This is a genomic window from Virgibacillus sp. NKC19-3, assembly GCF_019837165.1.
Classification (GTDB): Bacteria; Bacillota; Bacilli; order Bacillales; family Amphibacillaceae; genus Virgibacillus_L; species Virgibacillus_L saliphilus.
Map to the genome: position 1 here is coordinate 3251211 of NZ_JAGYHC010000001.1, position 13106 is coordinate 3264316.

The window sequence follows — 13106 nt, forward strand, 5'->3', positions numbered from 1 at the left end:
TCTACCTTCTACGTCGTCGATCGTTGTTGCTGTTTGATGTACATTGTTGCAAAATACTTTCGACTATCTGGGCTTGTTAAACGTATTGATTTTTTATCGGATGTCTTTTTATGTTCAAAATCTACCACATCTCCATCGAGTGTTCCTTTTGAACCAGTTATGATATATCCTTCCTTTACCAGATTATCCACTTGACGTTTTTCCGATTGATAAGCATCATAGCTAATCAATGCTACATCCCTCCTTTACCCCTAACTTATTTCTGTCTGCCGATCCCCCTTATCTTCATCAATTACCCAATCTCGCCCTACCGTAATCCCTAAATACTTTTCGTCATTCGGATTTTCTATCTCATCCTGTGGAAATTTTTTGAAGTACCAATACTTAGCCAACACATAGTAAATCGCTCCCGCTACAACAAACCCTACAATAAACGAATAATCCATAAGAAGAATAGCTGCGAAACCACCAAGCACCCAAGCAATGAATCCCACAATGTTTACACCGCCGTGATACGTAAACTGCCCTACATGCTGGTAAAGTTCTTGTACATTTACCCTTCGTTTACGCAGCAAATAATAATCGACAACAAGGATCCCGCTGATCGCTGATAAAACAGCCCCGAAAAACAGCAATGCTTGTGTCAATATTTCATAGACACTCCATGGTTGAATAATCGTTCCTACAATTCCAACAACAAATACCGCTATTGCATTGGTTACCTTAGGCCCAAGTACATTTGAAAAAATAGCAGCAGCGGGGACAATGTTTGCAGCCGTATTCGTCGACCATTGTGTCAGTACAATCATGAGAAGTAGTATGGCCAACATCCAACCAGATGCGGTCTCTTGCAGGGCAATAACTGGATTAGAGCTACCTGCAACCATAAATGCTGCCGCTCCAATCATAATCATAAACGTTTCTGTAAGCGGCATGGCAATCAAACTACCTATCAAATTCGTTTTGTTTCGTTTAAACCAATTTCTTTCATATTTTGGAGCTTTAAAAAAACGGGATATCGTTGGGATGTCACACCCTAACGTTGCCCAAAAACCCATATTTGCAAAAATGACGACCATAAATGCTGTAATTGCCGCCCCTCCCGTGACCGGACTTTCTGCCCAAGCCCAGACGTCACCTCCACTTGCTGCTATATCTGATGTCAGCGTGTGGTAAATAACTAAAGAAAGAATAATAATAATTGGAGCAGCAAAATCAGCAAAGCGTTCCACCCATTTAATACCGGAAGCAGTATTAATCAGTTGTACAAGTGCAAATAGGATATAACATAACAACCAGTTATCAAACCCCGAATTGATCGTATGGATAATGGAATTTATAGCAGTTGATCCAAAATACGTATTTAGCCCAAACCAAAATGATGCTGTAACTGCTCGGGCTAACGATGGAATATGGGTACCCAAAATACCAAAAGGAGCCCGCATATAAACTGGAAAAGACAAGCCATGTTCAACCCCGATGTCTCCAACAATTGAAATAAAAATACCAACTGCAATACAACCGATCAACGTTGCAAGTACTACCCAGGGCAAGGAAATACTTTGAACTCCGGAAGCTCCTATATCAAAGGTGGCTAAAAGTATGGCCATCCCAACCCACATTGCAAAAAATCCCATAACTCCAATTTTCCGTTCGCGATGATTAATTGGAAGTAAATCCGGTGACTTTAGGTACGAGTTGTTTCCATTGTTCTTTCCCATCATTTGTCCCCTTTTTATTTATTGAGTAGACTGCTTAACTTATTAGCAGCCTACTCCTTGATTACTCATTTACATTCCCTAACCCTCCACCTTTTTACTCGATTATTTTGTAAGTAGCCGTTTCACATGATAAAGCTAAAAGTTAGCTGTTACTATTCATTACTTGCAAGGCTGCCTCTCGATCGTTCCATGACATTGGCGGTTCGGTTGGCTCAAGATCTATCATGTCAATCGCCCCTTCAACCGGGCAAACGATGGAACAAAGGTTGCAACCTACGCAATCGTCCTCTCTCACCTTTAAATATTCATTGCCATGTTCGTCTACCAGCATATCGATACACTGATGAGAAGTGTCTTCGCAAGCAATATGACATTTATTACAATTAATACAAACATCATTATTAATACGGGCAACCATCCGATGATTTAGATCCAGATCGCTCCAGTCTGTATATTTTTCGACTGATTTGCCAATAAGTTCACTGACGGAAGCAATCCCTTTATCATCCAAATAATTACTTAATCCTTCCGTTAAATCATCAATAATACTGAATCCATGATGCATGGCCGCTGTACATACCTGTACCCCACCGGAGCCCATTAGCATAAACTCTACCGTATCTTGCCATGTCGAGATACCACCAATCCCTGAAATTGGAATATTGAAATCGGATTGCCGTGCGCATTCCCCAATCATATTCAGCGCAATCGGTTTCACGGCAGGCCCACAGTATCCGCCATGAGCAGCTTTTCCATTTACATTTGGAGTTGGATTCCAGGTATCCAGGTCTACGCCTATTAAACTGTTGATCGTATTGATCATACTAACAGCATCAGCTCCGCCACGTTGTGCAGCTCTTGCTGTCGCAGTTATGTCCGTAATATTCGGCGTTAATTTCGTAATAACCGGTACTTCTGCAACTTCCTTGGCATATAGCGTTGATTTTTCTACTAAATCCGGATGTTGACCTACTGCTGCTCCCATCCCCCGTTCAGACATCCCATGTGGACAACCAAGATTTAATTCAAATCCATCTACACCTACATCCTGAACCCGCTTTACAATTTCATGCCATTTATCCCGCTCAGGTTCCACCATTAACGATGCAATAATAACGCGATCCGGGAAAAGTTTCTTTGTTTCATAGATTTCTTTTAAATTTTCCTCAATAGGTCTGTCGGAAACTAATTCAATATTATTAAAACCTACTACTCGTTGACCATTAAAGTGATGCGCCCCAAAACGAGAGGTCACATTCAATACCGGTTCGCAAAGTGTCTTCCATACGGCCCCTCCCCATCCTGCTTCGAATGCACGCTGCACCTGATACCCTGTATTCGTTGGCGGTGCAGATGCAAGCCAGTATGGATTAGGCGATTTAATTCCTGCAAAGTTGATACTGATATCAGCCATATTCATCCTCCCATCATTTTTTACGTTAAACCTTCTTTTATCCCTTTTAATTGCTGATGCACTGCATATGCTGTTTCTTTTCCCTGTTGTGATGCAGATACAGCCATCGCCTCACCAACACCCTTCGCAAAAACGACATCACCTGCTGCATAAACGTTTGGTTGAGAAGTTTTAAACGTTTCAGGATTTACGCTGACAACACCATCCTGATGTTCCAAGTCAAATGCTTCAATTAATGGAAGATGTCTTTCTTGGCCAATCGCCTTGATAACGCCATCAACATCTATTAGAAATTCAGATCCCTCGATTTCTACTGGCCGTTTACGTCCATCCGATTCTGCTTCTTTTAATTCCATACGAACACATTCCATCTGCTTAACATGCCCATTATCATCTCCGATTAGGCGTTTTGGAGCAGTTAACCATCTAAACTCGACTCCATCCTGTTTTGCAAAGTCATATTCAAATTCATAGGCAGACATTTCCGCCTCCGTCCGTCGATAAAGGATTTTAACATTATCCGCTCCCAGTCTTACCGACGTGGTTGCACCATCAATCGCCGTATTTCCAGCCCCAATCACTGCAACGCGCCTCCCAGCGAATTCAGTTGAATAATTTCCATTCTTTGTTTCTTCAACCAAGTCAATGGCATCATAAATACCAGCTAAATCCTCTCCCTCAATTCCAAGTTTTGGAACCTTCGCCATCCCTGTCGCAACAATAACCGCATCATAATCATCCACAAGTTCCGCAGCCTCAATATCTTTACCAACAACAGTGTTTGTTCGAATTTCTACACCCAAACGTTCAACCTGTTCTACTTCCCATAAAGCAATATCCTTTGGAAGTCGAAATGGAACAATACCATGCGTATCTAAACCACCAGCTTCATGTTTAGCTTCAAAAATAGTTACCGTATAACCTAATCTTCCCAGTTCTCGAGCTGCCGATAAACCAGCCGGACCACTGCCAACAATAGCGATATGCTTTCCATTTTTCTCTCCGGATTTAAATAATACTTGTTCATTTTTAATTGCCCAGTCTGTTGCATAACGCTGCAGGTCACCAATCATAATTGGTTTTGTAGAATGATTAAGTACACAAGCCCCTTCACACAATTCCTCCGTTGGACAAACACGCGCACAACTTGCTCCAATAGGATTTGCTTCCATAATTGTTTTTGCTGAACCTTTTATATTCCCGGATGCAATCTTTTTAATAAAACCTGGAATATTAATATCAGTTGGACAAGCTGTAATGCAAGGTGCATCGTAACAATATAGACAACGATTCGCCTCATCTAATGCCTCCTGTGCATTATAACTGGGCTTAGACTCATTAAAATTATTTGCTAAGTCTTTCGTTGACAGTAAATGTTGCAATAAATGTTCCAATGAAAAACCTCCTTTTTGGGGTTACCTTACTATAACTTTGGCAGCACTTCTTCATTCACAGCACACATACTTATAATCCAAAATCCCCCTTGTATACCAATTACGAAATGAAAGTATCACCCCTTTAAAGTAAGCGGTTACAAATATATCTAGTATTATATTAGTTTAATTCTATAATATATTTTACAATGTGTAACAATTACAAAGCGACTAATAGTCGCTTTGTAATAAAGCAGGTACATGGACAGTTCCACTTCAAGTAAAAATAAATTAGAAAAACTGTTCTTCCACAATCAAGTATAGTTGTGTAGTATTTGTTTAGTTAGTTTAATATGAATAGCAAATATTTTGGGAAAGAGATAGACGACATTCTATTTTAGTTTCACTTATATCTAGTTTTGATGGCGTGATTGTGTGATAACTCACGTTTCCTGTTGAGGAACGCCGGATAATTCGAAATCATACAGAATGAACCGACATTTTCATTTTTTCTACAAACTAGAGGGCTTATTAAAATAAATCATTTATACACGTTTTAGCTCTTTCTTTTCTTTTCTATCATCAAAGCAAAGCGCAAATGGTTTGCCAGGAATAAACTTTCCATCGCCTTTCTCGCCAATAAACGCTCCATCGTCAACAACGAGTTTACCTCTGAGGAATACTTTAGCCACTTTTCCGTCTTGTTTGTACCCTTCAAACGTACTATAGTCAACGCCATGTAAACTATTTTCATTTGAAATAATAGAAGAATCATTAGGGTCATATAAAACAATATCTGCATCCATACCAACACCAATATGTCCTTTGCAATGATCTAATCCCATGTTCTTAGCCGGTGTAGTTGCAAATAAGTCAACAAACCGCTGTTTGGAAATTTTTCCAGTGTTCACACCATATGTCCAAAGGATACCCAAGCGATTTTCGACACCTGGTGCACCATTCGGGATATTCGTAAAGTCATCGACTCCCATATGTTTTTGTGATTCCCAGTCAAATCCGCAATGATCTGTGCTTATCGCATTCAGCCAACCATTATCAACCGCTTGCCACAAGGCTTCCTGGTCGGATTTCGTACGTAATGCTGGTGACATCACATATTTAGCTCCTTCGAAATTTGGTTTGGCTAAATCACCTTCATCAAGCATAAGATATTGAACACACGTTTCTGCATAAACCGGCAGTCCTTCATTTTTTGCAGATCGGATGGATTCCATAACACTTTCAGCTGTAACATGAACAATATAGACAGGTGCTCCTACCATAGCTGCCAGATTAATCACGCGCTGCGTAGCTTCTAATTCTACTCGTTCAGGCCTTGATACTGCATGGTAATATGGATCCGTCTTTCCTTCCGAGATCATTTTCTTTTGAAGAAGGTCGATAACGTCAGCATTTTCACAATGAACCATAACTGTCACGCCAGCTTCCTTTGCTGCTTTTAGCGCTTTGTAAAGGGCTTCATCATCACTATGAAACGGCATCCCTTTATAAGCCATAAACAATTTAACCGTGGAAATACCCCTACTAGGTAAATCGTTAATTTCCTCAAACGTTGCATCTACCGGATCACATACGACAGCATGATAAGAATAATCTGCCATAGCCTGGTTAGATACTTCTTTTTTATCCATATCAAAAATCGTATCAGCCATTCCCTTACCCTGCTCTTGATTGACAAATTCAACAACCGTAGTGGTTCCGCCTGCAACGGCAGCATTCGAGGTTTCAACCCCCCTTACCCGTTCTCCTTTAAATTCAAAGGAATAATGAACATGTTGATCAACACCGCCTGGGAGGACGTATTTCCCCTTAGCGTCAACGATCTCATCAGCGGTCGCCTCTAATTGTATGCCTACAGCAACTATTTTTTCTCCTTCAATTAATACATCCCCAACAAATTCATCAATAGCAGTTATAATCGTTCCATTTTTAATTAATGTGCGCATGCATATCCTCCTCTTCAAAATTTGTAAGCGATTACAATAATGGTTAATATGCTTCCTGGGTTTTGGCAGCTAAATTGTTTACTACATGAAGTAATAAATCACCTCCCCATTTAATATCTTCCTCTTTCGTATATTCGTCAGGGGAGTGGCTTTTTCCTCCCATACTCGGAATAAAAATCATTCCCACATCAGCAACACTCGTCATCATTGCCGCATCGTGAACGGCGCCACTATTCATTTTTATATAGTTATAGCCTTGCGTGCTTGCTGTTTCTTCAATCTTATGAACAATGCTTGACGATAGTTTGATAGGGTCAGACGCACCGATCAATTCAACCTCACTTTGAAGTTTATCTTCTGTAGCAACAGCGTTCACTTTTTCCATTAGCTCCTTGGTAATAAGATCAACACCTTTTGACTCAACATCTCTGACATCTACAAAGAATTCAACCTTTTGCGGGATGACATTCGACATATTTGGCTGGCAGGAAATCTTTCCAACGGTAGCGACTGTTGTTGGTAGTGCAGTGGTTTTCGCTACCTGTTTAATATGTGCGATGATGGTTGCAGCAGCCGCCAGTGGATCCTGTCTTAAATCCATTGGCGTCGTTCCCGCATGATTCGAATCACCCTCCAAGGTGATTTTAAATGTTTTCATACCTGCGATTGCTTGAACGATGCCAATTGACTTATTTTGATTCTCAAGCACTGCACCTTGTTCAATATGCAGCTCAATCATCGCATCTACTTCATCTTCCCTGATGATGTCCTGTTCAATAAGATCTACTGTCAAACCAAAATCTTTTGCAACATCATAAACGGAATTTCCGGAACCGTTTTTGATGGATTTTAGATCCTCTCCGTTATACTTTCCAGTCAGTACTTTGCTCCCAAGCATCGTAACACCGAAATTGGATCCTTCCTCCTCGGCAAAAATAATCAGTTCGATCGGACGGCGCAGTGTTATCTTTTTCTCTTTTAATACTCGAATAATCTCTAAAGCAGTTAAAACACCAATCAACCCGTCATATTTCCCACCATTTTCCACGGTATCGATGTGGGAACCAATCATGATGGATGGTTGATCAATTTCCTTGCCACATTTTGCCCTTATATTTCCTATACCATCTACTTTTATGGAAAGACCGAGTTTCTTCATTTGTCTTAACAGATAATCTCTTGCTTGCCTATCTTCAACACTATAGGAAAACCGTGTACAACCATTATGGGGTGTTCTAGTATAACGCACAATTGTTGTTAAGTCGTTGAGCATTCGTTGTAAGTTGATTTCCATTTTGTCCCCCCCTCCCTTTTGAAAACGTTTTCATTTAAGTGTGTTTATACTATATTTTGATAATAATCTAACTATAATAAAAGTTAAAATCGATCTCACTTACCATTTTGTCAAAAAATAAAATTTATTTTTTGACATATTGTATATTTTTATATCCCATAAAATTTCAGACGTTTTTTAACTCATTAGATAACAGTTGTGTAATGAGCTAATTAACTAATTTCTAAATACTAATAGTAATCAAACGCTAGATAATTTAATTTCTAGCGTTTGATTCAATTAAATTTTGTAGAATCGCTTTTCCTTTTAAAAAGTTTATGTCCTACAATGGATGATATTGACCTGTAACCCCATCAACAATAAAATTATGCTCATTTTGTTTTTCATTGTTATGGAAAACAATCCAATACGGTCTATAAAAAAGCGCTTGTTTTTCTAACGTAATATTGGAAAAGGAAATCATCCTCATTTTTAACGATAAAGATCGGTGGATAAAAGCCTCTGATGTTGATAAACAGTTATCAAGTGACTGAGACTTTTCCAAAATTTGCCCGCTGGGTATATCGATCACTTCTAATTTTGGATTCGAATCTATTAATGAACCCTTACAGCTAATAGCATCTACCACACATCCCATTTTTTCTTCCATTGGCATGAAAATTCGTTTCGCATTTACACTATAGATAAAATAGTAATAAGGATAATAAATAATACGATCAGCAAAAAATGTGGAACCAGAATACAATTTCTTGAAACTTGATTCGATCTTTTCCTTTTCATAATTAATAGCTTGGGTTAATACTTTTTCCTTCATTGATTATCCCTCAAAGTTTAAATCTGGTCTTGGTTGAAGTTGACTCACCTTCGTCTCTTCTTTCGGCAATGTTTTGTTTTGGGTTTCTTTTGATTCCATAAATGCAGAAATATTTCTCGCCTCTACTGCAAGATCTTCATATATGCCTTTCTCCAAATTTTTTGGAACCCTTTTATTGGATTTAGCTAGATCAAAAGCTTCCAAAACTTTAGATGAAGGAGGAGCTCCAAACGGATTGCCGATTAGTATGGCAATAATAGATAAAATCAAACCGGCTAAGAAGGGATGTAACCCGGTTACAGCTTGCAAAGCAAATGCTTCCCAGATAATATTCGTAATGGAACCGGCAATCATCGCACATAAAACGCCGATTTTGTTCGCTTTTCTAGAGTATACAGAAGCAATAAACGGAACAAGAAATGTATTTCCTAATACACCGAAGGCAAAAACAACAAGTGCAAATACCGTTGGAGGCTCATACACAGCAACAATAATACCAATGATGCCTCCAATTAAAATACATAATCGGGAGACTAATAATTGCTTTTTATGACTAGCTTTCTTATTAATAAACCGGCTATAAATATCACGTGAAAGTGTTGTCCCTGCTTGCATGAGCAGCGAATCGCATGTGGACATAATGGCAGCCATAATAGCTGATAATAAGATAGCAGCTATTATACCTGGAAACACATAATAAATCATTTCCGGGATAACCATTTCAGGATCTGATATGTAAGGCATGATAACAATCGCTGATAAACCTAATAGATAAGGCGTAAATGTAAATAACTGGTTGAACCCCGCTGACCAGAGAACCGCATTTTTTGTTGTGTTCGCATCTTCCATAGACATATGTCTAACAGTAACATGGGGTAATCCCATATAACCAATAGCGTAAATGAGTACAGCACCTAAGATAACTCCCCACTGTCCATAATAAATTAAATCCTTACCCCAAATACTAAGATACGTAGGATCTATTGCTGCAAGCTGCTCATTTAATCCTGATAAACCTCCTACTTGTGGAAGAACCATAATAGCGATAACACTGACACCGATTAACATAATAATCCCTTGGATGAATCCACTAACCGCAACAGCAAGATATCCTCCAGCCACTGTATAAAGAACAATTACTCCAACCCCAATAATAAGGGCCCACTCATAAGAAAAGCTTGACATAGACTCTAACGCTTTACCTGCAGCAATAAACTGCGCGAAAGCATAGGCAAATAGAAATATGACTCCAATAGCTGCTCCATATATACGAATACCAACACCTTCGAATCTCTTTTCTAAGTACTCTATTGGTGAGAGAGCAGCTAAGAGCTGTGACATTTTTCTCATTCTTTTTCCTAAGACAGACAAATTCACAATCGATCCACCGGCATCACCAATGGCATACCATAATGCAGTCCAGCCTTCCTGGAATGCTTGAGCTGGTCCTCCCATAAACATAAACCCACTCATGGATGTGCTCTGCATACTTATTGCAGTAATCGGAGCTCCAATTTTTCGGTTTCCAAGTAAATAATGATCTGCAGATGTTGACGCCCTTCTAGCTAACTTCATCAATAGGTGTGGCACTTTGTGCAATCCCCGCGATATTAACCAATCCGTCAATGCTTCCAAATTGATTGGCTGTTACGTTAAAAATATCCTTTACAACATTTTCATCCAATAGATCCCCTTTGAATGCTAAAAATTTATCCGTATCTTCATATTTCGAAAGGTTATCTGTATGAAGATCACAACCAACTACATTTGCTCCGTTATCCAGCAAAAGCTTAACTGTTTCCTCCCCCATACCTCCACCTGCACCGGTAACAATGAAGGTTTTGTTTTCAAATGTCATGCCAAGCCCATCCTTTTTTGAAGTTTGTTTACAATCGTATCCCCAACTTGTTCTGTCGTTGCACTTCCTCCAATATCTGGCGTCAATAGTTTCTTTTCTACTAATACATCTTCAATGGAAGAAAGAACGTGATCGTGCAGATCAGAGCGGCCAAAATGCTGTAGCATTAAAGCTAAAGACCAAATTTGTGCTATTGGGTTGGCAACACCTTGTCCTGCTATATCAGGAGCAGATCCATGTACCGGCTCAAACATGGAAGGAAAATCCCCGTTAGGATTGATATTTGCAGATGGGGCAACACCTAAGCCTCCAGCAATGGCTGAGCCCAAATCGGACAATATATCTCCAAACAGATTAGAAGCAAGGACCAGTTGTAAATCTTCAGGACGTTCCACAAACAAGGCAGCAATCGCATCTACATAGTATTTTTCATAGGAAATTTCATCAAAATCATTTGCTATCTCCTCTACCACCTCATCCCATAATGACATCGTATGTATGATGGCATTTGATTTCGTAGCGTTCGTTACTTTGTGCAGCTGATATTCCCTTGCATATTGAAATGCATAGGTTGCAACCCTGGAAATACCTTCCCTGGTCATGATCGTATTCTGTACAGCAAGCTCCCGTGATTCCCCCTGGTACATCTTTCCACCAGCAGTAGAATATTCTCCTTCGGCATTTTCCCGAATGATCACAAAATCGATATCTTTTTCCTGTTTCAATGGGGTTTCTAATCCCCTCAGCAATTTTATCGGCCTGAAATTGATATACTGTTGAAATTTTTTACGGATAGGCATGATCAGCTCCCATATCGGGATATGCTCCGATACCCTTGAATCACCAACAGCCCCGAATAGAATACTGTCAAATGGTTCTAGTTGCTTTAGACCATTTTCAGGCATCATTAGCCCGTGTTTCACATAATGATCCGTATTCCAATGAAATGCTGTTATTTCATAAGCAAATGTAGAATCTATATTGGATAACGCTTTCAATACTTTTAATGCTTCCTTCATCACTTCAGGTCCAATCCCATCCCCCGGTAATACTGCAATCTTATATACGTTCATTTTAAAAATCATCCTTTTTCTTACTGACATTTGATGCAACACCTTTGTGATGCTGTGATAAATATATTTTTGTCTATATCTCTTTTTCCTTACACAGAAGCAGATCTCAGCACGATTAAATCGTAGATACATGATTTGCTGGTTTCCGTCCGTGATTCCAGTTTCCATTTAATTCACGCTCGATCTGAGCCCCCAACTGCAGCAACAAACCATCTTCTCCCTGTGGGGCAAGCATGTGCATTCCTAATGGTAAACCGTTCTCTAATTCAGCCATCGGTAATGAAATCCCAGGCAATCCGCAAATATTGGCAATCGGCGTATAAGAAAAAATACGCCACAGATTTTCAAACCAATCATAAACAGAAGGATTATCACTAATAGTCAGATACTCCTTCGTTCCAATCAATGGTGTGGGTTTGGCCATGGTTGGCGTAAGGATTACATCCCAATCCTCAAAGAATGCCGCCATCTTCCGGGAAATGTCGTTAAACATTGTTTCCATTTTGACACGATCCGCATAAGAGGCAAAACGACCTTCTTCCCATACCCTGATACACATGGGTTCAATGAGACCTGCTGGCGGATGTTCCAAGTTCGATTGTTCAAGAATATCTGAAATGGTTTGTGCAAATTTCATAATATAAGCTGCAGTCTGTGCCTCATAAGTAGCATGAAGATCAAGATCCGGAACTATCCATTCAACGTGATGGCCAAGACCCTCAAGGTAATTAGCCGTCTTCTTCAACTCTGACACAATATGCGATGTCGCCTTATAATGTCCCCACTCATGAGAAACGGCAATACGAAGCTTTTTCGGATCCCGCTTTATTAACTCGGAATATGACTCCTGTTGATTCCAATAAGGCATAAACTCACCTGGTGCTCCTCCCCTGCAATGATCAACAAAGACAGCAGTGTCACGTATCGTACGGGTATGGCACCCTTGCGCAGAAACAACATTCATCAGGTCTGAACTATTAGGCGCCCCTGAAAAAACACCTCGCGACGGCTTTAAACCTATATTGCCATTGACGCCTGCAGGAATTCGAATCGAGCCTCCCCCGTCTGTGGCATGAGCAATTGGTATGATCCCTGCTGCAACTGAAGCTGCCGTCCCGGCTGAGGAACCACAGGTGGTATAATCCAGATCCCAGGGATTCCGCGTAATATAGATGTCCGGGTTCTCTGCTGAACTACAGAGCCCAAACTCCGGTGTTGTCGTCCGTCCCATAATGTTGAGACCGGCGCGTCGGATTTGTTTTGTCAGAAAGCTATCAGCCTTAGAGCGATTCCCTTCCATGAATAGCGACCCCCTCTCCTGTAATCTTCCTTTAAGCGTAGGTCCCAAATCCTTCATAAAAAAAGGTACTCCCGCAAAAACGCCGTCAGGGTTCATTCCATCACTCACGGGGGCATCGATTACATCATCGAAAATCTCAATAACAGCGCTAATTTGAGGATTTAATTCCTTCACCCCTTTGGCAACCTGGTTTGCCAATTCTTGAGGAGTAATTTCCCCTTTTCGTACTAATTCACCAAGTCCTATAGCATCAAGTTTAGACCATTCATTCCAGTTCATGGCTAAGTCCACA

At 40.1% G+C, this 13106-nt stretch carries 11 protein-coding genes; all 11 read right to left on the bottom strand.

Annotated elements, in window-relative coordinates; translation table 11 throughout:
• Positions 1-8 precede the first annotated feature (8 nt).
• The 11 genes from KFZ56_RS15565 to KFZ56_RS15615 all read right to left on the bottom strand — a co-directional run bounded on the left by KFZ56_RS15565 (position 9) and on the right by KFZ56_RS15615 (position 13105).
• Positions 9-230 (bottom strand): hypothetical protein, encoded by a 222-nt coding sequence (locus tag KFZ56_RS15565; protein WP_222642907.1) that lies wholly within the window; start codon positions 228-230, stop codon positions 9-11.
• Between the two features lie 21 nt (positions 231-251).
• On the bottom strand, positions 252-1721 hold the full coding sequence (locus KFZ56_RS15570) for an NCS1 family transporter (RefSeq protein ID WP_222642908.1): 1470 nt from the start codon (positions 1719-1721) through the stop codon (positions 252-254).
• 142 nt (positions 1722-1863) lie between these two features.
• The gene (gene preA, locus KFZ56_RS15575; RefSeq protein WP_222642910.1) at positions 1864-3135 is read right to left on the bottom strand and encodes an NAD-dependent dihydropyrimidine dehydrogenase subunit PreA; all 1272 of its coding nucleotides are present in this window, start codon (positions 3133-3135) and stop codon (positions 1864-1866) included.
• 20 nt (positions 3136-3155) lie between these two features.
• Complete coding sequence (locus tag KFZ56_RS15580; RefSeq protein WP_255585177.1) at positions 3156-4529, bottom strand: NAD(P)-dependent oxidoreductase; 1374 nt, start codon at positions 4527-4529, stop codon at positions 3156-3158.
• Positions 4530-5053: 524 nt separating this feature from the next.
• Positions 5054-6475 (bottom strand): dihydropyrimidinase, encoded by a 1422-nt coding sequence (hydA, locus tag KFZ56_RS15585; RefSeq protein ID WP_222642911.1) that lies wholly within the window; start codon positions 6473-6475, stop codon positions 5054-5056.
• A 43-nt stretch (positions 6476-6518) separates the two neighbouring features.
• Positions 6519-7769 carry a Zn-dependent hydrolase gene (locus KFZ56_RS15590; protein ID WP_222642912.1) on the bottom strand — a complete coding sequence of 417 codons (1251 nt, stop codon included), beginning with the start codon at positions 7767-7769 and terminating at the stop codon, positions 6519-6521.
• A gap of 322 nt (positions 7770-8091) precedes the next feature.
• The gene (locus KFZ56_RS15595) at positions 8092-8583 is read right to left on the bottom strand and encodes a hypothetical protein (RefSeq protein ID WP_222642913.1); all 492 of its coding nucleotides are present in this window, start codon (positions 8581-8583) and stop codon (positions 8092-8094) included.
• Positions 8584-8586: 3 nt separating this feature from the next.
• The gene (locus tag KFZ56_RS15600) at positions 8587-10173 is read right to left on the bottom strand and encodes a sodium/proline symporter (protein ID WP_309228312.1); all 1587 of its coding nucleotides are present in this window, start codon (positions 10171-10173) and stop codon (positions 8587-8589) included.
• Positions 10145-10441 (bottom strand): SDR family oxidoreductase, encoded by a 297-nt coding sequence (locus tag KFZ56_RS15605; RefSeq protein ID WP_222642914.1) that lies wholly within the window; start codon positions 10439-10441, stop codon positions 10145-10147. The genes KFZ56_RS15600 and KFZ56_RS15605 overlap by 29 nt, the downstream gene beginning before the upstream one ends.
• A complete protein-coding gene (locus tag KFZ56_RS15610) occupies positions 10438-11514 on the bottom strand; it encodes a tartrate dehydrogenase (protein ID WP_222642915.1) in 1077 nt (358 codons plus the stop codon). The genes KFZ56_RS15605 and KFZ56_RS15610 overlap by 4 nt, the downstream gene beginning before the upstream one ends.
• 115 nt (positions 11515-11629) lie before the next feature.
• Positions 11630-13105, bottom strand: a complete 1476-nt coding sequence (locus KFZ56_RS15615) for an amidase (protein WP_222642917.1) — start codon at positions 13103-13105, stop codon at positions 11630-11632.
• Position 13106 lies beyond the last annotated feature (1 nt).